The organism is Pseudomonas sp. SIMBA_041 (assembly GCF_046535095.1).
Lineage (GTDB): Bacteria > Pseudomonadota > Gammaproteobacteria > Pseudomonadales > Pseudomonadaceae > Aquipseudomonas > Aquipseudomonas mucoides.
Window position 1 is genome coordinate 82,678 of sequence record NZ_JAWRXJ010000015.1, and the last position, 21,578, is coordinate 104,255.

General features: G+C 59.0%; 19 protein-coding genes. 10 read left to right on the forward strand and 9 right to left on the reverse strand.

Annotation, left to right across the window (positions count from 1 at the left end; translation table 11 throughout):
* Positions 1-70: 70 nt before the first annotated feature.
* Both SB725_RS28435 and SB725_RS28440 read left to right on the forward strand, forming a co-directional pair.
* Entirely contained in the window at positions 71-472 is a 402-nt protein-coding gene (locus SB725_RS28435; protein WP_027925069.1) for a MerR family transcriptional regulator, read from the forward strand.
* Between the two features lie 148 nt (positions 473-620).
* Positions 621-1,520 carry a hydroxymethylglutaryl-CoA lyase gene (locus tag SB725_RS28440; RefSeq protein WP_027925068.1) on the forward strand — a complete coding sequence of 300 codons (900 nt, stop codon included), beginning with the start codon at positions 621-623 and terminating at the stop codon, positions 1,518-1,520.
* Between the two features lie 674 nt (positions 1,521-2,194).
* On the opposite strand, the gene SB725_RS28445 is transcribed toward SB725_RS28440, so the two are convergent.
* Positions 2,195-3,892, reverse strand: a complete 1,698-nt coding sequence (locus SB725_RS28445; protein ID WP_410922913.1) for an AMP-binding protein — start codon at positions 3,890-3,892, stop codon at positions 2,195-2,197.
* 203 nt (positions 3,893-4,095) lie between these two features.
* Between SB725_RS28445 and SB725_RS28450 the strand changes: the two genes are divergently transcribed.
* The 4 genes from SB725_RS28450 to SB725_RS28465 are packed head-to-tail and all read left to right on the forward strand — an operon-like array spanning position 4,096 to position 9,654.
* The gene (locus SB725_RS28450) at positions 4,096-5,259 is read left to right on the forward strand and encodes an isovaleryl-CoA dehydrogenase (protein ID WP_007946948.1); all 1,164 of its coding nucleotides are present in this window, start codon (positions 4,096-4,098) and stop codon (positions 5,257-5,259) included.
* Positions 5,260-5,271: 12 nt separating this feature from the next.
* Positions 5,272-6,879 (forward strand): carboxyl transferase domain-containing protein, encoded by a 1,608-nt coding sequence (locus SB725_RS28455; RefSeq protein ID WP_027925065.1) that lies wholly within the window; start codon positions 5,272-5,274, stop codon positions 6,877-6,879.
* A 13-nt stretch (positions 6,880-6,892) separates the two neighbouring features.
* Complete coding sequence (locus SB725_RS28460) at positions 6,893-7,705, forward strand: gamma-carboxygeranoyl-CoA hydratase (protein WP_059182567.1); 813 nt, start codon at positions 6,893-6,895, stop codon at positions 7,703-7,705.
* Positions 7,705-9,654 (forward strand): acetyl/propionyl/methylcrotonyl-CoA carboxylase subunit alpha, encoded by a 1,950-nt coding sequence (locus SB725_RS28465; protein WP_194940367.1) that lies wholly within the window; start codon positions 7,705-7,707, stop codon positions 9,652-9,654. The genes SB725_RS28460 and SB725_RS28465 overlap by 1 nt, the downstream gene beginning before the upstream one ends.
* A gap of 39 nt (positions 9,655-9,693) precedes the next feature.
* On the opposite strand, the gene SB725_RS28470 is transcribed toward SB725_RS28465, so the two are convergent.
* Positions 9,694-10,335 (reverse strand): LexA family protein, encoded by a 642-nt coding sequence (locus SB725_RS28470; RefSeq protein ID WP_059182565.1) that lies wholly within the window; start codon positions 10,333-10,335, stop codon positions 9,694-9,696.
* A gap of 129 nt (positions 10,336-10,464) precedes the next feature.
* Here SB725_RS28470 and SB725_RS28475 point away from each other — a divergent pair, with 129 nt between their 5' ends.
* Positions 10,465-10,806, forward strand: a complete 342-nt coding sequence (locus tag SB725_RS28475; RefSeq protein WP_027925061.1) for a DUF6124 family protein — start codon at positions 10,465-10,467, stop codon at positions 10,804-10,806.
* Between the two features lie 442 nt (positions 10,807-11,248).
* On the opposite strand, the gene SB725_RS28480 is transcribed toward SB725_RS28475, so the two are convergent.
* The 5 genes from SB725_RS28480 to SB725_RS28500 all read right to left on the reverse strand — a co-directional run bounded on the left by SB725_RS28480 (position 11,249) and on the right by SB725_RS28500 (position 15,922).
* Positions 11,249-12,340: a glycine betaine/L-proline ABC transporter ATP-binding protein gene (locus SB725_RS28480; RefSeq protein WP_059182564.1), complete on the reverse strand. Its 1,092-nt coding sequence runs from the start codon at positions 12,338-12,340 to the stop codon at positions 11,249-11,251.
* Positions 12,330-13,193, reverse strand: coding sequence for an ABC transporter permease (locus tag SB725_RS28485; protein WP_371258955.1), 864 nt, complete (start codon positions 13,191-13,193; stop codon positions 12,330-12,332). Before SB725_RS28485 ends, SB725_RS28480 begins: the two co-directional genes overlap by 11 nt.
* 154 nt (positions 13,194-13,347) lie before the next feature.
* Complete coding sequence (locus tag SB725_RS28490; protein ID WP_027925059.1) at positions 13,348-14,349, reverse strand: ABC transporter substrate-binding protein; 1,002 nt, start codon at positions 14,347-14,349, stop codon at positions 13,348-13,350.
* Between the two features lie 41 nt (positions 14,350-14,390).
* Positions 14,391-15,230, reverse strand: a complete 840-nt coding sequence (locus SB725_RS28495; protein WP_027925058.1) for a pyrroline-5-carboxylate reductase family protein — start codon at positions 15,228-15,230, stop codon at positions 14,391-14,393.
* 32 nt (positions 15,231-15,262) lie between these two features.
* Positions 15,263-15,922 (reverse strand): TetR/AcrR family transcriptional regulator, encoded by a 660-nt coding sequence (locus tag SB725_RS28500; protein ID WP_032833623.1) that lies wholly within the window; start codon positions 15,920-15,922, stop codon positions 15,263-15,265.
* 135 nt (positions 15,923-16,057) lie between these two features.
* On the opposite strand from SB725_RS28500, the gene SB725_RS28505 reads away from it, so the two are divergent.
* From SB725_RS28505 to SB725_RS28515, 3 genes are all read left to right on the forward strand, one after another.
* Complete coding sequence (locus tag SB725_RS28505; RefSeq protein ID WP_410922914.1) at positions 16,058-18,094, forward strand: FAD-dependent oxidoreductase; 2,037 nt, start codon at positions 16,058-16,060, stop codon at positions 18,092-18,094.
* A gap of 19 nt (positions 18,095-18,113) precedes the next feature.
* Positions 18,114-18,491 carry a cupin domain-containing protein gene (locus tag SB725_RS28510; protein ID WP_081743992.1) on the forward strand — a complete coding sequence of 126 codons (378 nt, stop codon included), beginning with the start codon at positions 18,114-18,116 and terminating at the stop codon, positions 18,489-18,491.
* An 88-nt stretch (positions 18,492-18,579) separates the two neighbouring features.
* Positions 18,580-19,731, forward strand: coding sequence for a M14-type cytosolic carboxypeptidase (locus SB725_RS28515; protein ID WP_027925056.1), 1,152 nt, complete (start codon positions 18,580-18,582; stop codon positions 19,729-19,731).
* A gap of 102 nt (positions 19,732-19,833) precedes the next feature.
* Here the strand turns inward: SB725_RS28515 and SB725_RS28520 are convergent, their stop codons facing one another.
* Positions 19,834-20,379, reverse strand: a complete 546-nt coding sequence (locus tag SB725_RS28520; protein ID WP_027925055.1) for a cytochrome b — start codon at positions 20,377-20,379, stop codon at positions 19,834-19,836.
* Positions 20,376-21,470 (reverse strand): catalase family peroxidase, encoded by a 1,095-nt coding sequence (locus SB725_RS28525; protein ID WP_410922915.1) that lies wholly within the window; start codon positions 21,468-21,470, stop codon positions 20,376-20,378. Before SB725_RS28525 ends, SB725_RS28520 begins: the two co-directional genes overlap by 4 nt.
* Between the last annotated feature and the right edge of the window lie 108 nt (positions 21,471-21,578).

Genomic DNA, 21,578 nt, shown 5'->3' on the forward strand with positions numbered 1-21,578 from the left:
GACCCCAGCCCCTTGACGTAAACGTCAACCTGCCATTAGCTTAGCGCCATGACCTTTTTCGAGCGCTTCCATGAGCAGCCAGACCTATAGCATTTCCGACCTCGCCCGCGAGCTCGACATCACAACGCGGGCCATCCGCTTTTATGAAGAGCAAGGCTTGCTCAGCCCCGAGCGTCGCGGCCAGGAACGTATCTACTCGCCCCGCGACAAGGTCAGCCTGAAGCTGATTCTGCGGGGCAAGCGCATCGGCTTCTCCCTGGCCGAGTGCCGCGAGCTGATCGAGCTATATGACCCCACAGGCGGCAATCAGAAACAACTGCAAACCATGTTGAGCAAGATCGCCGAGCGCCGCGAGCAGCTGGAACAGCAGATGCTCGACATCGAGCAGATGAAGCTGGAACTGGATACCGCGCAGGAACGCTGCACTCAAGCGCTGGAACAGACCATCCAGAACCAGAAGGTTATTCAATAGGGCCACACAATCCCCTTGCAGGAGTGAGTCTGCTCGCGATAGCGCCGGATCAGTCAATACATGTGTTGAATGTAAATCTGCTATCGCGAGCAGGCTCACTCCTGCAGGGTTATTTGAACATTCAGACAATCAACACAGGTCGATTCCCATGTCTCTACCCACCCACGTACGCATGGTCGAAGTCGGCCCCCGCGACGGTCTGCAAAACGAAGCCCAACCCATCAGCGTTGCCGACAAGGTTCAACTGGTCGACGCCCTGACCGCCGCCGGCCTCGGCTATATAGAAGTCGGCAGTTTCGTTTCCCCAAAATGGGTGCCGCAAATGGCCGGTTCCGCTGAGGTTTTCGCACAAATCCAGCGCAAACCCGGCGTGACCTATGGCGCCCTCGCCCCCAATCTGCGCGGGTTTGAAGATGCGATGGCGGCCGGGGTCAAGGAAGTCGCGGTGTTCGCCGCCGCGTCTGAAGCCTTCTCGCAACGCAACATCAACTGCTCGATCAGCGAAAGCCTGGAGCGTTTCGTACCGATCATGGACGCCGCCAAGCAACACGGCGTGAGCGTGCGCGGTTACGTGTCCTGTGTGCTGGGCTGCCCTTACGAAGGTAACGTCGCCCCCGAGCAAGTCGCCCGGGTCGCGCGCGAGCTCTATGCCATGGGCTGTTACGAAGTGTCGCTGGGCGACACGATCGGCACCGGCACCGCTGGCGCCACGCGCAAGATGTTCGAGGTGGTCGCAGCCGACGTGCCCCGTGAAAAACTCGCCGGGCACTTCCACGACACCTACGGCCAGGCCATGGCCAACATCTACGCCAGCCTGCTGGAAGGAATCTCGGTGTTCGACAGCTCCATCGCCGGCCTCGGCGGCTGCCCGTACGCCAAGGGTGCCAGCGGTAACGTTGCCACTGAAGACGTGGTTTACCTGCTCAATGGCCTGGGTATAGAGACCGGTATCGACCTGGATGCATTGATCCTGGCCGGCCAACAGATTTGCACGGTGCTGGGGCGTCCAAGCGGTTCGCGCGTGGCCAAGGCTCGCAGCGCACAGTGAGTGTGTCCGGGTGTTACCGCGTGGACACAAAGGTGGGCGCAAGCGAGTAACACGGAAACAGATTCCAGGGTTTTCCCTGATACGGAAAACCCTACAAAATCTTAAAGCATTGATTTTAAAGGGTTTTAAAAAGTTGGCACGGCTTCTGCTATCTCTACTGCATAACAAGAACAAAAAAAGCAGCAAGCCCTAATAAAAATAAGACGTAACGACTCTGACATAACAAAAACAACACGGCAGAGACGCAGCTAACAGATTTTTTTGGAGAGGATGTGCTTTTCAGGGTGCTTTTCGGAGTTACCCGCAACCGGGCAGAGAACAATAAAACTACCCTCAGGTAGCTCCCGAACTGGTTGGATCGCTCAGCGAAAAAGTAGATCAGCGCTCAAAAAAATACGTTTGCTCTTGATCCCGGATGGGGATCGACAAAAACAGCGGTAAAGGGTCACGGTCACTAAAAACAAAAACAGACCGCCCCTCAATAATAAAAAAAGAGCACGCGCAACGACAAAATTAAAGGGGAGCTTCGGCTCCCCTTTGTGCTTTCCGGGATTTGTGATTTCCCCCGCTCTCTGTAGGAGTGAGCCTGCTCGCGATGGCGGCAGCACATCCAACATCGATGTCGACTGACTCACCGCTATCGCGAGCAGGCTCACTCCTACAGGGGGATGGGTTTAGCCTTTGTTTTCACGCAGTTCTTCGATACTGATCTCACGCATCCGGAATTTCTGGATCTTGCCGGTCACGGTCATCGGAAACTCCTCCACAAACTTGAAGTAACGCGGCGTCTTGAAGTGCGCGATGCGCTCCTTGCACCAGGCTTGCAGTTCCTGCTCGGTGGCGCTGTGGCCCGGGTGGAACTTGATCCAGGCAACTATCTCTTCGCCATAACGCGAGCAGGGAATGCCGATCACCTGCACGTCCGCCACCGCCGGGTGGGTAAAGAAAAACTCTTCCAGCTCCCGCGGGTAAACGTTCTCGCCGCCACGGATGATCATGTCCTTGTTGCGCCCGGCAATGCACACGTAGCCTTCATCGTTCATGCTCGCCAGGTCGCCGGTGTGCATCCAGCCGGCCTGATCGATGGCTTCCGCGGTGCCTTGCGGGTTGTTCCAGTAGCCGAGCATCACGCTGTAGCCACGGGTGCACAGTTCACCAATGGTGCCGCGCGGCACGAGATTACCGGCCTCGTCGATGATTTTGCTTTCCAGCTGCGGCTGGGTGCGGCCGACGGTGGTCACGCGTAACTCCAGCTCGTCTGACGGACCGGTCTGTAACGACACAGGGCTTGTTTCCGTCATGCCGTAGGCAATCTGCACTTCATTCATGTGCATTTCGTTGATGACCCGGCGCATCACTTCGATCGGGCACGTGGCACCGGCCATGATTCCGGTGCGCAGGCTCGACAGATCGAATTCGGCGCGCTGGGGCTGATCGAGCATGGCGATGAACATGGTCGGTACGCCATACAGCGCCGTGGCTTTTTCTTCGGCGACAGTGGTCAGGGTCAGCAATGGATCGAAGGCATCGTTCGGGTAAATCATCGTGCTGCCGTGGGTGATGCAGCCGAGGTTGCCCATGACCATGCCGAAGCAGTGATACAGCGGCACCGGGATCACCAGGCGATCATTAGCGGTCAGGCCGAGGCTTTCGCCGACCATGTATCCGTTGTTGAGAATGTTGTAGTGACTGAGGGTCGCGCCTTTCGGGAATCCGGTGGTGCCGGAGGTGTACTGGATGTTTACCGGTTGATCGAAATGCAGGCTGTCCTGGCGTTCGCGCAGCTGTTCATTCGAAACGCTGGCGGCCAGATCCGCCAATTGCGACCACGGCAGAAAACCTGAAGGTGGCTGCGCATCCAGGCTGATGACGCCGCGCAAATCAGGCAGGCGCTCACTGTGTAACTGTCCGATGGATTGCTCGGCCAGTTCGGGAACGAGCCCTTGCAGCATTCCGTGATAGTTGGATGATTTGAACGCGCCGGCGCAGACCAGCCATTGGCAACCGGATTGTTTCAACACGTATTCGAGTTCGGAGCTGCGGTACGCCGGGTTGATGTTGACCAGAATCACGCCGATTTTCGCGCTGGCGAACTGGCTGATGCACCACTGCGCGCAGTTCGGCGCCCAGATGCCGAATCGATCACCGGCCTGCAAGCCCAGCGCGAGCAGCGCTCTGGCGTGCAGGTCAACGACCTCGGCCAGTTGCTGCCAGGTGTAGCGCAACTGTTGATGGCGCACGACCAGCGCCTCCCCGGTCGCCTGCTGCGCGACGGTGTTATCGAACGCCTGGCCGATGGTCATCGCCAGCAAGGCTTTGTCCTGGGAACCACGGGTATAGCTGCGCTGCGGGCTTGCACTGGGTTGATCCATGATGACCCCTATTGTCTTTATTAATGGGCTGGCGGCGCTCCCACAGGATGCCCGCGTTCTATCTTGAACTGGCTCTACTCTCGCTCAAGTTGACGTTAACGTAAAGGGTGATTGACAGCCATTCGTCACAGGCTTACGTTAACGTAAAGGTGAGAGCCGAATCATTGCCCTCCCCACCCTACAAAAAAGCCAAAAGGTGCCCCATGAGCTACCCATCCCTGAATTTTGCCCTCGGTGAAACCATCGACATGCTGCGCGATCAGGTTCAGTCCTTCGTCGCCAAAGAGATCGCCCCGCGCGCCGCTCAGATCGACATCGACAACCTGTTCCCCGCGGACCTGTGGCGCAAATTCGGCGACATGGGCCTGCTCGGCATTACCGTACCGGAAGAATACGGCGGCGCTGGCCTGGGCTACCTGGCCCACGTTGTGGCGATGGAAGAAATCAGCCGCGGTTCGGCGTCGGTGGCCTTGTCCTACGGCGCCCACTCCAACCTCTGCGTCAACCAGATCAACCGCAACGGCAACCACGAGCAAAAATCCAAGTACCTGCCGAAGTTGATCAGCGGTGAACACATCGGCGCCCTGGCCATGAGCGAACCGAACGCCGGTTCCGATGTGGTCTCGATGAAACTGCGCGCCGACAAACGCGGCGACAAGTACGTGCTCAACGGCAGCAAGACCTGGATCACCAACGGCCCTGACGCCAACACCTACGTGATCTACGCCAAGACCGACCTGGAAAAAGGTCCGCACGGCATCACCGCATTCATCGTCGAACGCGACTGGAAAGGCTTCAGCCGCAGCAACAAGTTCGACAAGCTCGGCATGCGCGGCTCCAACACTTGCGAGCTGTTCTTCGACGACGTCGAAGTGCCGGAAGAAAACATCCTCGGCGTGCTCAACGGCGGCGTGAAAGTGTTGATGAGCGGCCTCGACTACGAGCGCGTCGTGCTCTCCGGCGGCCCGACCGGCATCATGCAGGCGTGCATGGACCTGATCGTGCCGTACATCCATGACCGCAAGCAATTCGGCCAAAGCATCGGCGAATTCCAGCTGATCCAGGGCAAAGTCGCCGACATGTACACCCAACTCAACGCCAGCCGCGCTTACCTCTATGCGGTGGCCCAGGCTTGCGAGCGTGGCGAAACCACGCGCAAGGACGCTGCCGGCGTGATCCTCTACAGCGCCGAACGCGCCACGCAAATGGCCCTCGACGCAATCCAGATTCTCGGTGGCAACGGTTACATCAACGAATTCCCGGCCGGTCGTCTGCTGCGTGACGCCAAGCTGTACGAAATCGGCGCCGGCACCAGTGAGATCCGTCGCATGCTGATCGGTCGCGAACTGTTCAACGAAACCCGCTAAACGGAGCTGTCCATGGCTATCCTGCATACCCAGCTCAACCCCCGTTCGGCGGAGTTCGCCGCCAACAGCGCGGCGATGCTCAAACAGGTCGACGCCCTGCACACCCTGCTCGCCCAAGTGCAGCTCGGTGGTGGCCCGAAGGCTCAAGAGCGCCACACCTCGCGGGGCAAATTGCTGCCTCGCGAGCGCATCAATCGTTTACTCGATCCGGGCTCGCCGTTTCTTGAGATCAGCCAACTGGCGGCCTACGAGGTGTACGGTGAAGACGTTCCGGCCGCTGGCGTGATCGCCGGGATCGGTCGCGTGGAAGGTGTCGAGTGCATGATCGTCGCCAACGACGCCACGGTGAAAGGCGGTTCGTATTACCCGCTGACCGTGAAAAAACACCTGCGCGCCCAAACCATCGCCCAGCAGAACCGCCTGCCGTGCATCTATCTGGTGGACTCCGGTGGCGCCAACCTGCCGCGTCAGGATGAAGTGTTCCCGGATCGCGAGCACTTCGGGCGGATCTTCTTCAACCAGGCCAACATGAGCGCCATGGGCATTCCGCAGATTGCCGTGGTGATGGGTTCGTGCACCGCCGGTGGCGCTTATGTGCCAGCGATGGCCGACGAAGCGATCATGGTACGCCAGCAAGCGACGATTTTCCTCGCCGGTCCGCCGCTGGTAAAAGCCGCGACCGGTGAAGTGGTCAGCGCCGAAGACCTCGGCGGGGCCGATGTGCATTGCAAGATTTCCGGGGTCGCCGACCACTATGCCGAGAGCGATGAACACGCCTTGGCCATTGCCCGACGCAGCGTCGCCAACCTCAACTGGCGCAAGCTCGGCGAACTGCAACAACGCGCCCCGATTGCCCCGCTCTACGCCAGCGACGAGTTGTACGGCGTGGTCTCGGCGGACGCCAAGCAGCCGTTCGATGTGCGCGAAGTGATCGCGCGGCTGGTCGACGGTTCGGTGTTCGATGAATTCAAAGCGCTGTTCGGCACCACACTGGTGTGCGGCTTTGCCCACCTGCACGGTTACCCGATCGCGATCCTCGCCAACAACGGCATCCTGTTCGCTGAAGCCGCGCAGAAAGGCGCGCACTTCATTGAACTGGCCTGCCAGCGCGGTATTCCGCTGCTGTTCCTGCAAAACATTACTGGTTTCATGGTCGGCCAGAAGTACGAGGCCGGCGGCATCGCCAAGCATGGCGCGAAACTGGTGACCGCCGTGGCGTGCGCCAAGGTGCCGAAATTCACCGTGATCATCGGCGGCAGTTTTGGTGCCGGTAACTACGGCATGTGCGGTCGGGCCTACGACCCGCGCTTCCTGTGGATGTGGCCAAACGCACGCATCGGCGTAATGGGCGCCGAGCAAGCCGCCGGCGTATTGGTGCAGGTCAAACGCGAGCAGGCCGAGCGCAGCGGCCAAGGCTTCAGCGCCGAGCAGGAAGCCGAGATCAAACAACCGATCCTCGATCAATACGAAGAACAGGGTCACCCCTACTATTCCAGCGCACGGCTATGGGACGACGGCGTCATCGACCCCGCTCAGACCCGCGATGTGTTGGCCCTGGCCTTGTCCGCGTCGTTGAACGCGCCTATCGAACCGAGCCGCTTCGGCGTGTTCCGGATGTGATCGGGAGAAAACCATGAGCGACTTCAAGACCCTCGAACTGCTGACCGACCCACGGGGTTTCGCCACCCTGTGGCTCAGCCGTGAAGAAAAGAACAACGCGTTCAACGCAGAAATGATCCGCGAACTGATCCTCGCGCTGGACACCGTGGCCAGCGACGCCAGCCTGCGGTTCTTGCTGGTGCGTGGACGCGGCAAGCATTTCAGCGCCGGCGCGGACCTGGCGTGGATGCAGCAATCGGCCGAGCTCGATTACCACACCAACCTTGACGATGCCCGGGAACTGGCGGAGTTGATGTACAACCTCGCCAAACTGAAAATCCCCACCCTTGCCGTGGTGCAAGGCGCCGCCTTCGGCGGTGCGCTGGGCCTGATCAGTTGCTGCGACATGGCGATTGGCACCGACGACGCGCAGTTCTGCCTGTCGGAAGTGCGCATTGGCCTGGCGCCAGCGGTGATCAGCCCGTTCGTGGTGCAAGCCATCGGTGAGCGTGCGGCCCGCCGTTATGCGCTGACCGCGGAACGTTTCGGCGGGCAACGGGCGCGGGAAATCGGTTTGTTGTCGGAAAGCTATCCGGGCACCGAGCTGGAGCAGAAAGTCGATCAGTGGATCGACAACCTGTTGCTCAACAGCCCCGCTGCCATGCGCACCAGCAAAGACTTGTTGCGTGAAGTCGGCCACGGCGCGCTGACCCCGGCCCTGCGCCGTTACACCGAAAACGCCATCGCCCGCATCCGCGTCAGCCCTGAAGGTCAGGAAGGCCTGCGCGCCTTTCTGCAAAAACGTCCACCGAACTGGCAAGCCCCCACCACCAAGGAGCCACGTTGATGAGCGCACCTGTTCTCACCACCTTGCTGGTGGCCAACCGTGGCGAAATCGCCTGCCGGGTCATGCGTACCGCAAAGGCTCTGGGCCTGACCACCGTGGCCGTGCACAGCGCCACTGACCGTGACGCGCGACACAGCCGTGAAGCGGACATCCGCGTCGACCTCGGTGGCAGCAAAGCCGCCGACAGTTACCTGCAAATCGACAAGCTGATTGCGGCAGCCAAGGCCAGCGGCGCTCAGGCGATTCACCCGGGTTACGGCTTTTTGTCGGAGAACGCCGGGTTTGCCCGCGCGATTGAAGACGCCGGCCTGATCTTCCTCGGCCCACCCGCCTCGGCCATTGATGCGATGGGCAGCAAATCCGCCGCCAAAGCGCTGATGGAAACTGCTGGCGTGCCATTGGTGCCGGGCTATCACGGCGAAGCGCAGGACTTCGACACCTTCCGCGAGGCGTGTGATCGCATCGGTTATCCAGTGCTGCTCAAGGCCACCGCCGGCGGTGGCGGCAAAGGCATGAAAGTGGTCGAGGATGTCAGCCAGTTGGCCGAAGCCCTGGCCTCCGCCCAACGTGAGGCGAAGTCCTCCTTCGGCGACTCACGGATGCTGGTGGAGAAGTACCTGCTCAAACCGCGCCACGTGGAAATCCAGGTCTTCGCCGACCAGCATGGCAACTGCTTGTACCTGAATGAACGCGATTGCTCGATCCAGCGTCGCCACCAGAAAGTCGTCGAAGAAGCACCTGCGCCAGGCTTGAGTCCGGAGCTGCGCCGCGCCATGGGCGAGGCAGCCGTGCGTTCGGCGCAAGCCATCGGTTATGTCGGCGCCGGCACCGTGGAGTTTTTGCTGGATTCGCGCGGTGAGTTCTTCTTCATGGAAATGAACACGCGCCTGCAGGTTGAACACCCGGTCACCGAAGCCATCACCGGCCTCGACCTGGTGGCCTGGCAGATTCGTGTGGCCCGTGGTGAAGCGCTGCCAATGACCCAGGCCGAGGTGCCGCTGATCGGTCACGCGATTGAAGTGCGGCTGTACGCCGAGGACCCGGCCAATGATTTCCTGCCGGCCACCGGGCGTCTGGAACTGTATCGTGAATCCGCCGCAGGCCCGGGGCGTCGGGTCGACAGCGGTGTTGAAGAAGGCGATGAGATTTCGCCGTTCTACGACCCGATGCTCGGCAAGCTGATTGCCTGGGGTGAGGATCGCGAACAGGCGCGGTTGCGCTTGTTGAGCATGCTTGATGAGTTTGCGATTGGCGGCCTCAAGACCAACATCAACTTCCTGCGCCGGATCATCGCGCACCCTGCGTTTGCCGCGGCAGAACTGGACACCGGGTTTATCCCGCGCTTCCAGGAGCAATTGCTGCCCGCGCCTTCGGACCTCAGTGATGCGTTCTGGCAAGCGGCCGCTCAGGCCGTTGCCCAGAGCCAGGCCGATTCACCGCGCGCAGATGACGTGAGTTCGCCATGGGCAATCAGCAATGGTTTCCGGGCTGGATTGCCGAAAGAAATCACCTTGCACTTGAGCTGCGAAGGCCAGGACCGCGCATTGACCCTGGGCGATGTCTGCACGGCCCAGCTTAAAGGCGAGCAATTGCTGACCGAACACCACGGTGTACGCCGCCAGCACCGAGCAATCCGTCGTGGCGACTCTGTTTATCTGCAATGGGAAGGTGAACTGCGCCGCATCGAGTCCTACGATCCGATCGGCGCCGTCGAAGCCAGCCACAGCCATCAGGGTGGGCTCACCGCCCCGATGAACGGCAGCATCGTGCGTGTGCTGGTAGAGGCCGGGCAAACGGTCGAAGCCGGGGCGCAATTGGTGGTGTTGGAGGCGATGAAAATGGAGCACAGCATTCGTGCGCCCCACGCGGGTGTGATCAAGGCCTTGTATTGCCAGGAAGGCGAAATGGTCAGCGAAGGCAGTGCATTGGTCGAACTGGAAGAAGCGTGAAATGAAGATCGGTCCTACATTCCAGGAGGACCGATCTGATTAGAATTTGGCCGTTGCCTGAACCACTACGCCGAGAATTCGGCATTCATCGGTATAAAGGGCTTTCGGATACGTCGGATTGAGCGGGACCAGGTAACGCTGCCCGCCCTCTTCGATCAGCTTGCGAAACGTCGCCTCGGTGCTGTCCGACCACTGCGCGATCACCATTTTTCCGGGCTCCGGCACAATGGCCGGGTCCACCAGGATCATCATGCCCTCGGCGATGCTCACGCCCGTGGGTGCCGTCATCGCATCACCCACGACCACCAGCCAGAACGCCGCGCCCTGGGCGTGGTAGTCGGTGAGTTCGAAGCGTGGCTTGCCGTAGACCGCCAGCTCACCGTCACGCAGCTGCATCGGCTCACGCCAGTCACTGACCGGGTAACGGAAGTACGGGTTGTACTTGTGCGTCAGGCAAGGCTCGTCGTCCTGCAAGACCTCGCGAACCACCATCGCCACTTCCAGAAAATCCATCCCGAGCGCGCGCAAGACACGATTCATGTCTTGAATGCTCGGCTGACGGCGTTTATTCAGCCAGTGACCCACGCCACCCTGGGACATCCCGAGGCGGTCGGCGAGTACCTCTTGAGTGACTTTGAGGTCACTCATCTTGGCTTTGACTAACTCAATCCATTTATCCATGTGCGGCACGATACGTGGGGTACTCCGACCAACAAAACACAACTTGTAGTATTTAAATTCCAGTCACAAATACAGTTCGTACTAGGATGGATTCACGGATCTGAATCTATCACGGAGCTTGCCATCGTCATGACGTTACCCAGCAATGACCTGCCAGATATGCACATCGATACCACCCTGACCTCGCCCAAAGGCAACGCCGCCGCACAGCGAGCGCTGGATTATTACTTGAAACCAACTGTGTCCGAACCCGCTGCCGTGGAGCGGTTCTTCGATGTGAACCCGGGGATCAGCGCAGAAGAGGCGCTGGTTCATGCCTCGGATTTGTTGCGATGTGCCGCGGCGACTGCACATGAATCAGCCAGCAACCTGAACGGTCCCAGTCGCGACCTGGCCTATTCGACGGTGCACATGATCGACATGGCGAAGGCGATGATCGATCGGTCTTTGCAAGCGCATCGGAACGCATGAAACGGGTGAGCGTTTGGGGAGGACAGGAAAGAGCTTTCCTGTCGCGCAGATAAAATCATTTGACTCTCAAACGAGAATGATTATTATTGCATTCAACTGATCGCGAGATCAGTCGATTGTCCAAGTGACCTCAGGTCGGTCTCCTGGACTATCTCCTCATCAGGCTAATCACGGTTTTTAACCCGGCTTTTTGCCGGGTTTTTTTTGCCAGTTATTCTGGCTTTTACCTTCAGGCTAATGAAGTCTTTGGGGGCTGCAAATTCGATGGCGTGGATAATATCAAAGGAATATTGGTTGGCAAGAGAAGCCCGGCTTCATTGGGCCAAACGATTCTAAAAATAGCACTTGAGAATCAATCGCACAGTCTCTAAGCTGCGTCGGCGTCATGGAAGACGCCCCCTCTGCACCCCGCAATTCCCCTCGGTTTTACTTCGGCAAGCCGTCACGCTTTCGACTTTACTCTTGGCTGAACAACCTGCGATTCCTCACTCACTGCCGAGGTGACCATCGTCGCTATGATCGACTTCAGCGCCAACTGCCCGACCGGCTGCCCCTGACTGTCAGTGACCACCAATTCATCGAACCCCGCCTCAACCAGTCTTTTGACCGCTGACTCCAATGACGTCCCCATGGGTACGGTCAGCGTCGCTCCACCTTTCACCTGAACAATGGGCCGCATGATGGCTTCGACGCCGATCACCCGCCCCCGATTCACTTCTTTGACGAAGTTGGCAATGTAATCATCGGCAGGCGTCATGACGATTTCCTGTCGGGTGCCTTGTTGCACCACCTCACCGTCACGCAAGATCGCGATGCGATCACCAATGCGCAGTGCCTCATCAAGATCATGGGTAATGAATACGATGGTCTTCTTGATCTCTTTTTGCAGGTCCAGCAACACCGACTGCATGTCCATGCGGATCAGCGGATCCAGGGCCGAGAACGCTTCATCCATCAACAGAATAGGCGCATCACTGGCCAATGCCCGGGCAAGGCCGACGCGCTGCTGCATGCCTCCGGACAGCTGATTGGGATAGTGACTTGCGTAACCCTGGAGCCCTACCCGGTCCAACCAGCCTGTAGCGATTTCTACTTGCCTGTCACGGGACATGCCCTGGATCTCCAACCCATACACCGCGTTGTCGAGCACGGTGCGGTTTGGCAGCAGCGCGAACTTCTGGAACACCATGGAAATTTTATGTCGGCGAAACGCTCGCAAATCAGTCGGGCTCATTTTGAGCACATCCACGCCACCCACGATGACTTCGCCGGCGGTGGGTTCGATCAATCGGTTGATATGGCGGATCAAGGTCGACTTGCCCGAACCGGACAGCCCCATGATCACCTGAATCCCCCCGGACGGCATGCTGATATTGATGTCCTTCAACCCCAGCACATGACTGTGATTGCTCAGCAGTTCAGCCTTGCTCATGCCCTGCTTGACCCGCTCGATACTGGCCTGAGCCTGGTAACCGAAGATCTTGTAGAGATGCCTGATTTCGATGCCGAAATCGTTGGTCAGATCAGTGGCCATGAACCCTCTCCAAATGCTTTTGCAGTCTTCGGCCATAGGCTTGGCTGACTCGGTCGAAGATCACCGCAATACCGACAATAGCCAGCCCGTTGAAAATGCCCAGGGTGAAATATTGATTGGAAATAGCCTTGAGCACCGGTTGGCCCAAGCCTTGAACCCCGATCATCGACGCGATGACCACCATGGCCAGCGCCATCATGATCGTCTGGTTGATGCCGGCCATGATCGAGGGCAACGCCAAGGGTAACTGGACGTTTTTCAGTTTCTGCCAACTGGATGAGCCAAAGGCGTCGGCGCACTCCAGCATCTCGGCGTCAACGTGACGGATGCCGAGGTTGGTCAAGCGGATCATCGGCGGCAAGGCGTAGATCACAACCGCAATCAGCCCCGCGACCTTGCCAATCCCCAGCAACATCACCACTGGAATCAAATAGACAAAGCTCGGCAGGGTCTGCATCACGTCCAGTACCGGGCTGACAAGGTTCTGCAGACGGTTGGAACGGGCCATCGCGATCCCGGTCGGCAAGCCGATGACGATGGATATCACCGTGCAGACGAAGATCATCGACAGGGTCTTCATCGTGTCAGACCACATGTCCAGATAACCGATTGCCATCAGTGTGAACACGCAACCCAGGACAATTCTCCAACTGCGGCTGGCGAACCAGGCAATCAAGGCGACCAGCACAATGATGATTGGCCATGGCGTCGTGGTCATGAACCTTTCGGACTGATTGAGGAAAACCTGCAACGGCTGGAAAAAGGCTTCAAAGCTGTCGCCGTAAGTGCTGGTGAAGTTACGAAAGGCGCCATCGATGGCCTTTTTCAAGGCCCGGAGTCTTTCGTCCTCCATGTGTGGAAAGCTGAGTAACCACTCCATGACATTCCCCTTTTGTAGAAGACCGTAGGAAGCTGGCAGGTCGTTTCAATACGTGGGTGTTTTTATTGTTATCGGTGCGCGAGGCTCAATGCAGCGCGAACAGGCGAGCTGCATCGACCCAAGTGGATTAAAGCGCAGCCTTGATCTTGCCGCTGGCTTCAGGGGTAACCCATTTAGTCCAGAGCGCTTCGTTGTTTTTCAGGAAATACTTGGCGCCTTCCTCACCGGTGGCCTGGTTGTCAGTCATCCAGGCAATCAGTTTATTCACCGTCTCGTTGGACCAGGCGCGCTTGTTCAGATACGCCATGACCGTTGGCGAGCGAGCGGCGAAGGACTTGGTGGTGAGGGTGTAGACCCGATCAATCGGCCAGCCATTCGGTTTGGGATCAGGACAGTCAGCAACGGTATTGCAACGTTTCCACTCCGCCGCATCGACCGGATGGCCGTTGTCCAGCTTCACCATGGGGTACTTGCCCAGTAAAGCCGTGGGCTCCCAGTAAAACCCAAGCCAAGGCGCCTTGCGCTCGTAGGCTTTGGCGATGGAACCATCCAGCGCGGCGGCCGAACCGGTGTCCACCAGGACGAAACCGGCCTTCTCGAAATCGTAGGCCTTATAAAACTGACTGGTGACCACGGTGCCGCCCCAACCCTGCGGGCCGTTGTAGATCGCGCCTTTTTTCTTGTCGTCAGGGGCCGGGAACAGTTCGGGATGTTTTTTCACATCCTCGAAGCTTTTGATGTCCGGATGGGCATCGGCAATGTACTTCGGAATCCACCAGCCCTGCGAGCCGCCGTCGGATAACGAGTTCGCCGCCTGGATCAGATTGCCACTTTGAATGCCGCTCCTGGCGACCTCCGGAACCAGGTCGATCCAGCCTTCGGGGGCGATGTCAGGCCGGCCCTTCTCGACCATGGAGGTGATGGTCGGAACCGTATCCCCGGTGACCAGATCGGCATTGCAACCGTAACCTGCGTTGAGAATCAGCTTGTCGACGTTGGCCATGACTTCAGCCGATTGCCAGTTCATGTTGGCAATCGTCACATCACCACACTCGGAGGCTGACACCCAACCGCTGAAGGCGACGATGCCGAGTGCAAGTCCCGTTTTCGAGAAAGACTTTAAATTCATAAACGCTAACCTCGATTGCGGCCAGAGTTAAGGAGGGCCAACTACCGCGTCATTGGACCTTCTTTCGTGTCAGCAGAATGGGCAAAGGGATTCATGCAACTGGCGACCGAGGCCGCTGAATCCAGACCTGCTTTTATTGTTTTATCGAATCCGCTGGCGAGCATGGCGTCGAGACCCGCCGCCGTGACCCCGCGATAATTGATGAGCGTCTGCAAGAGTTCGTCGACGGAGCGCCCATCGCCAATCAACTGACTGGCTTGCACCACCACTGCATGGCAAGCGCGCTGGGCGATTGCCGGTGGCAAACCGCTGCTCACGGCATGCTGAAACAGGCTGCGAGCCAACAATGCCGGGTAAGCAGGCCCTGTACCCACCAACGCCGTCAGGTAGTTCAAATGCCTTTCGCTGAAGACTTCATCGGCACCACCAAAGGTTTCGAACAAACACTGGGCGAACGCTTTTTGCTCTTCGCTGACCTGTTGAGTCGCCAGCCAGGGCGTATAGGATTTGCCGATTTCGGCGGCGGCATTCGCCATGGCGCGAATCACCTGCCGACTGCCGGTACGCTGCACCACATCTTCCAGAGAAACGCCTGCCATCAAGGAAATCACCAGCCGGTTTTCAGCGAAGATTTCTACCTCGGCAAACTGCTCGGGACGCACGGACACGATGACCACCTCACAGCGCTCCACCAACTCCTGGTTGTCGCTCGTTACCGTCACCTGTGACCACTTGGCACTCGTCAGCGGGTTGCTCGCACTGCGGTTCGAAAGCACCAAAGCCCCGGGCTGGACAAACGCCTTGTCGAGCATTGCCAGGGCAATCGAACGGCCAAGCCATCCCGATCCACCGATAATGCCTATCGTGGGTTCTTCGTACATGTGAACCTGCCTTCGTCAGTCAGACGTTGCGATCAGTCCTGGGTAGACGATGAAACCTCATCCATCACATACCCATGGCGGGAGTAGAAGCGTTTCAATTCACGCTCCAGGGGTTCCTGGCCGGTGAAGATCTTCACGTACTCGGGAATCCGCCGCATTCGCTCCCCGATATCCTCTCGGGTGTTGGTGCTGATGTAGCCAATCTGTGTCAGGTAAATCGTGCGGGCCCGCACATCGGCCCCCTCGTAGGTGTAGTCGAAGCGCATGAACATCCGGATCAAGGCTTCGCGGCGGGCAATGTCGGCCACGCGGATATGCTCGGACACTTCAGCGGACTGCAAGGCCCAACTGCGCATGGCAAATTCGAACTGTGAATCGAACAGATCGGGGTTCAGCCAACAGTCGAAAACATTGAGCATCGCTTCGGCAATGCTCTCGGCATAACACTCGGTCTGGGCGACCAGATTACCGGTGTTCTTCACCCGCCAGCGCTCGATCAAAGCAGCGAGCAGCTCTTCGCGGTCCTTGAAAAACCAGTAAAAGCTGGTTCTCGACAACCCCAGCTTTTTGGCCAGCGGCATCACCCGCACCGTGTCGACTCCGCACTCGGTCAGGCTTTCATAGGCTGCATCGAGCCACCCTTCCAAGGACCCTCTCCAGCCGGTTTCTACTGCTTTGGTTTGTTCGTTCATGGCTCGATCCTAGCCGCTCACACAACACCACGCAAGCAAAATGTACACCTGTGTCCATAGTGTTGACACAGGTGTACATTTCACCCTAACGTAATTTCAACGCAGGTCCTTGCCCGCTTTCGGAGAGTCTTGACGATGCTGAATGATCCGCTCCTCCAGCCCTATCAGTTGAAGCACCTGACTTTACGAAATCGCATCATGACCACCGCCCACGAACCGGCTTATCCCGTGGACGGCATGCCCAAGGAGCTCTATCGCGCCTACCACGTGGAACGGGCGAAGGCCGGCGTGGCTTTGACCATGACCGCAGGCTCCGCTGCGGTTTCCCGGGACAGCCCGCCGGTGTTCAACAACATCCTGGCCTACAAGGACGAGGTGGTCGGCTGGATGCGCGACCTGAGTGATGCCTGCCACGAACATGGCGCGGCCGTCATGATCCAGTTGACGCACCTGGGCCGGCGCACGCGCTGGGACAAGGGCGACTGGCTGCCCGTGGTGTCACCCTCGTTCGAGCGTGAAGCCTCCCATCGCTCCTTCCCGAAGAAGATGGAAGACTGGGATGTGGAACGCATCATCAAGGACTATGCCGACGCCGCCGAACGGATGAAGTTTGCAGGTCTGGACGGCATCGAGCTGCAAGCCTATGGGCACCTGATGGATCAATTCTGGTCGCCACTGACCAACGACCTCGATGCCCCCTACGGCGGCTCTATCGACAACCGGCTGCGCTTTACCTTCGACATCCTCAGCGCCATTCGCCAGCGCGTCGGCCACGAGTTCATCGTCGGCGTGCGTTATACCGGCGATGAATTGATGCCCGGCGGGCTGACCGCGGCGGATGGGCTGGACATCTCCAGGCGCTTGAAAGACAGCGGCATGGTGGACTTTCTCAATGTTGTCCGCGGCCACATCGACACCGACGCGGGTTTGACCGACCTGATTCCGATCCAGGGCATGCGCAATTCACCGCACTTGGACTTCGCGGGAGAAATTCGCGCCGCCACCGACTTCCCCACCTTTCACGCGGCGAAGATTCCAGACGTGGCCACCGCCCGCCATGCCATCGCTTCGGGCAAGATCGACATGGTGGGCATGACCCGCGCGCACATGACCGATCCGCATATCGTGCGCAAGATTATCGAAGGCCGCGAAGACGATATTCGCCCCTGTGTCGGCGCCAATTATTGCCTGGACCGGATCTATCAGGGCGGTGCTGCCTATTGCATTCACAACCCGGCCACCGGCCGCGAAACCAGCATGCCCCATGACATTCCCAAGGCGGCGAGCAAACGCAAGATTGTGATTGTCGGGGCTGGCGTCGCCGGGCTGGAAGCGGCGCGAGTGGCGGCCGAGCGCGGCCATGAGGTGGTGGTGTTCGAAGCCGCCAATCAGGCCGGTGGTCAGGTTCGGCTCACCGCGCAATCGGAACGCCGACGGGAAATGATCAGCATCGTCGAGTGGCGCATGGCCCAGTGCCTGGCACGTGGCGTCAGTTTTCGTTTCAATACCTGGGCCGAGGCCAGCAACGTCCACGACGAAAACCCGGACGTGGTGATCATCGCCACCGGCGGCCTGCCCCATACCGAGATTCTCTCGACAGGCAATGATCTGGTGGTCTCCACCTGGGACATTATTGCCGGGGATGTGAAACCCGGGCGCAATGTCCTGCTGTTCGACGACGCCGGTGATCATGCGGCGCTGCAAGCTGCCGAATTCATCGCCAGAAGTGGCGCAAAAGTCGAAATCATGACGCCGGACCGGACCTTCGCGCCGGAAGTCATGGCAATGAATCTGGTGCCGTACATGCGCTCGCTGCAAGCTTTGGATACCACCTTCACCGTCACCTTCAGGCTGCTCGCAGTCGAGCGCGAGGGGCAGGATCTGCTGGCAACGATCGACAGCGATTACGGCAGTGCGCGCAAGGTCCGACGCGTCGATCAAGTGGTGGTCAACCACGGCACCCGACCGCTGGACGAACTGTATTTCGAATTGAAATCCGCTTCCAGCAACGGCGGTGTGATCGAACATCAGGACCTGATCGTTGGCAACCCACAACAGGTGGTGACCAACCCGGACGGCAGATTTCAGTTGTTCCGCATCGGCGATGCCGTGGCTGCGCGCAACACCCACGCCGCGATCTACGATGCCTTGAGACTGGTGAAGGACTTGTAAACGAACCCAGGTGAAAAACATGCCAAGCGATGAAACACCCTCATGGAAAATTGCCGGGAAAAACGGCATCCAGGGACCGGTTGAAGGCTCTCTTTATTATTCGTCCTCAATGGATGACTGGTTGCCGACGAAGGCTGAAGGCTTCTGGATCAAGCCGCTGTTCGAGGACAGCGAACGCGGCGAAAAAACCATGCTGATGAAAGTCGACCCTGGCGCCCAAGTCGCCAGTCATACCCATGAAGGCGAGCAGGAACAACTGTTCGTTTTGCAAGGCTCCTTCTACGACCAGGACCGCACACTGAACGTCGGCGACTACTGTTGCCGCGCTCCGAACGCGGCACACAGTGCGGGCTCGGTGCAGGGGGCCGTCCTGATGGTGATCTATACACGCCGATGACGGTTTCACCAGGGGCGATTTTTCCAACCGCCTAATCCCTTTCCAGCGTGTAAAGTAGCAGCCATACAATCATATTCAGGAACCGACTATGACCGTGGCCAAATCTTCCTTCGACATCAGTGCAAACTTCGACAGCGGCAACATTGAAGTGCTGGATATCAGCAACCCGCTTCAAGCGCTGCTGGCCATCAAACCTGACACCCGCAGCCCGCACTTCCAGTGGTTCCACTTCAAGGCCAGCGGTCTGCACGTCGGTCAAGAGCACTGGTTTCGCCTGAACAACGCCAGCAAGTCCTCGTACAACAAAGCCTGGGACGGTTATCAGGCTGTTGCGTCGTACGACCACGTCAACTGGTTCCGCGTACCGACTATCTTCGAAGGCGACTGCCTGCGCTTCAGCCTCGAGGCCACCGCTACTCACGCCTGGTTCGCCTATTTCGAACCTTACAGCCGTGGCCGTCATGACTGGCTGATCGAACAGGCACTGACCAAGGCCGGCACCGAGCTGCTGGCGACCGGCAAGAGTGTTGAAGGGCGCGACATTCAGTTGTTGCGCAAAGGTACCGGCGCCGAAGGCCGGCGCAAGGTCTGGATGATCGCTCAGCAACACCCTGGCGAACACATGGCCGAATGGTTCATGGAAGGCGTGATCGAGCGCCTGGAAAAGCACGACGACCCGGTGTTGAACAAACTGCTGGCCAGCGCCGACCTGTACCTGATCCCGAACATGAACCCGGACGGCGCCTTCCACGGTCACCTGCGCACCAACGCCATGGGCCAGGACCTGAACCGTGCCTGGCAGAGCGCCAGCCAGGAGATCAGCCCGGAAGTGCTGTTCGCGCAACAGCAGATGGAAAAATATGGCGTCGACCTGTTCCTCGACATCCATGGCGATGAAGAAATCCCGTACGTGTTCACCGCTGGCTGCGAAGGCAACCCGGGCTTTACGCCGCGCATCGAAAAACTCGAAGAGCATTTCCGCAGCCATCTGAAACACCTGACCAAGGATTTCCAGACCAAGCACGGCTACACCCGCGACGAGCCGGGAAAAGCCAACATGACCCTGGCCTGCAACAGCGTCGGTCAGAAATTCGACTGCCTGTCGTTGACCCTGGAGATGCCGTTCAAGGACAACGACGATGCTCCGAATGCGCTGACAGGCTGGTCCGGCAAGCGCTCCAAGCAATTGGGCAAGGACGTGCTGACCACCGTCGCCGACATGATCGACACCCTGCGCTGATCACCCGAATCCTGTACGTTCGGCTCATGTAGCAGCTGCCGAAGGCTGCGTTCGACAGCGGCTACATGAGCCGAACGCAGGCTGCGCCAGCTGCTACAGGGATCAGCCGCGGTCCTTGCCCCGCAACATGCTGTCCAGCACATCATCGCGCCGCACCCAGCCGTGAAACAACGCCGCCGCCAAATGCAGCAGCACGGTCAAGAACAGCAAATACGCCAAATACCCATGCGCCTTGCGTAAAAACGCAAACACCTGCGCATTGGCCGGCAGGATCGATGGCAACTGGAACGAGTTGCTGAGCATCACCGGATCACCCGCCGCCGAAATCATTGCCCAACCGAGCAACGGCAACACGAACATCAAGGCATACAGCAAGACGTGCGAGGCCTTGGCTGCCAGCGCCTGCCAGCTCGGCAAATCGGCCGGCAACGGCGGTTGTCGGGTGGAAAAGCGCACGAACAAACGCACGATCACCAGCAGCAGAATCGCAATGCCCAACGGTTTGTGCAGATGGATCAACCACTCATGGCGCTCGGACACCGAAGCCACCATCCCCGCACCGATAAACAGCATCGAAATGATCATCAGCGCCATCAGCCAATGCAGCAGCCGCGCCAATGGCGCGAAATGGTTCGGTTGGGCGCTCATTGTTGAGCCTCCTGTTTAGCGGCGGGCAACTGACTGACTTCACTGGTGCGGCGCAAGTAGGAACTGGCGTAACCGGCTGAACGAGCCGCGAGCAACGGGTCGTCGGAACCTTCGATACCGCTGGGCAACACGAGCGGGTCGTAGTTGATGTCACGGCACTCGCCATTGAGTTGCGGCTGGGTACGTTCAAGGACCAGCGTGCCGGCGTTCAACACTTTGCGACCATCGGGCCAGGCCTTGCTGGCGTCGTTGACCGGGTCCCCCGGGTTGGCCAGCGTGATCATCAACTGCCAACGCAACGGTCCGGCCGACAAGCGCTGAACCAGGTCTTTCTCCAGAAAATCGCTGCCTTCAGGTGCTGTGGCGCCCGCCGCATCCTGTGCCACCGGCACCATGTTCCAACGCACTGCCTGGCGTTGACCGGCCGCATTCACCAGGTAGAACGCATTGACGCTGTTGTACGTCTCGGTCGCATAACTGGCCGACGGCTTGGCGGTTTTGATCCAGGCCAGGAACGGCGCCGCTTCCGGATGGGAGCCGAAGAATGCCGGGACCGCCGCCGGATCAGGTTTACCCGTGGCGGGAAGCGGCGACTGGGCTTGCTGCAATTGATAGAACGCTTCAGGCGTGCCCACCGGGAACACCGGCATGCTGTTCATCCCGGTGCGCCACTGCTGGCCGTTGGCCTGGGTAAATCGCAACGCCATGCTGCGAATCGGCACGGCGCTGTCAGGCGCGTAAGGATTGCCGGCGGGCAATGCGAACCGCCCGACCACCGGGGTCTGTGCTTCGCTGAACACCTGGGCACTGGAATAATTGCGCGCTTCACTGCTGCTTTCGAAATGGCCGATCACGCACACGCCTTTGGCGTGATTGCGCCGGAAACCCGGGTGCACGCCGTTGTTGGTTTCCAGCACATTGATCAGTTTTTTCGGCGTCAGACGTTGTGGGTCAAAGGTGCCGTTGACGTAGGCAAAGGCCCCGGCCAACGCGGCGACCACCACGGCAATGCCGGTCAGGCGTAACGTCAGGCTTGCGCCACTCAGCGGTGGCCGGGTGGGCCCGGTTGGCGGTGTTGAGCGATCAACCATGAAAGACTCCAGGGCCATCGGCCACAGGGGGAAGGAGCTATGAGACGAACGTCACGTAGGATTATTCCCCCTGAACTGTAGTTTCTTTCAAAGCGTCGCGAGCGACGA

Excerpts from the sequence above, each read along its gene's own strand:
- SB725_RS28435 (WP_027925069.1), top strand. The coding sequence starts at position 71 with ATGAGCAGCCAGACCTATAGCATTTCCGACCTCGCCCGCGAGCTCGAC.
- SB725_RS28440 (WP_027925068.1), top strand. The coding sequence starts at position 621 with ATGTCTCTACCCACCCACGTACGCATGGTCGAAGTCGGCCCCCGCGAC.
- SB725_RS28445 (WP_410922913.1), bottom strand. The coding sequence starts at position 3,892 with ATGGATCAACCCAGTGCAAGCCCGCAGCGCAGCTATACCCGTGGTTCC.
- SB725_RS28450 (WP_007946948.1), top strand. The coding sequence starts at position 4,096 with ATGAGCTACCCATCCCTGAATTTTGCCCTCGGTGAAACCATCGACATG.
- SB725_RS28455 (WP_027925065.1), top strand. The coding sequence starts at position 5,272 with ATGGCTATCCTGCATACCCAGCTCAACCCCCGTTCGGCGGAGTTCGCC.
- SB725_RS28460 (WP_059182567.1), top strand. The coding sequence starts at position 6,893 with ATGAGCGACTTCAAGACCCTCGAACTGCTGACCGACCCACGGGGTTTC.
- SB725_RS28465 (WP_194940367.1), top strand. The coding sequence starts at position 7,705 with ATGAGCGCACCTGTTCTCACCACCTTGCTGGTGGCCAACCGTGGCGAA.
- SB725_RS28470 (WP_059182565.1), bottom strand. The coding sequence starts at position 10,335 with ATGGATAAATGGATTGAGTTAGTCAAAGCCAAGATGAGTGACCTCAAA.
- SB725_RS28475 (WP_027925061.1), top strand. The coding sequence starts at position 10,465 with ATGACGTTACCCAGCAATGACCTGCCAGATATGCACATCGATACCACC.
- SB725_RS28480 (WP_059182564.1), bottom strand. The coding sequence starts at position 12,340 with ATGGCCACTGATCTGACCAACGATTTCGGCATCGAAATCAGGCATCTC.
- SB725_RS28485 (WP_371258955.1), bottom strand. The coding sequence starts at position 13,193 with ATGGAGGACGAAAGACTCCGGGCCTTGAAAAAGGCCATCGATGGCGCC.
- SB725_RS28490 (WP_027925059.1), bottom strand. The coding sequence starts at position 14,349 with ATGAATTTAAAGTCTTTCTCGAAAACGGGACTTGCACTCGGCATCGTC.
- SB725_RS28495 (WP_027925058.1), bottom strand. The coding sequence starts at position 15,230 with ATGTACGAAGAACCCACGATAGGCATTATCGGTGGATCGGGATGGCTT.
- SB725_RS28500 (WP_032833623.1), bottom strand. The coding sequence starts at position 15,922 with ATGAACGAACAAACCAAAGCAGTAGAAACCGGCTGGAGAGGGTCCTTG.
- SB725_RS28505 (WP_410922914.1), top strand. The coding sequence starts at position 16,058 with ATGCTGAATGATCCGCTCCTCCAGCCCTATCAGTTGAAGCACCTGACT.
- SB725_RS28510 (WP_081743992.1), top strand. The coding sequence starts at position 18,114 with ATGCCAAGCGATGAAACACCCTCATGGAAAATTGCCGGGAAAAACGGC.
- SB725_RS28515 (WP_027925056.1), top strand. The coding sequence starts at position 18,580 with ATGACCGTGGCCAAATCTTCCTTCGACATCAGTGCAAACTTCGACAGC.
- SB725_RS28520 (WP_027925055.1), bottom strand. The coding sequence starts at position 20,379 with ATGAGCGCCCAACCGAACCATTTCGCGCCATTGGCGCGGCTGCTGCAT.
- SB725_RS28525 (WP_410922915.1), bottom strand. The coding sequence starts at position 21,470 with ATGGTTGATCGCTCAACACCGCCAACCGGGCCCACCCGGCCACCGCTG.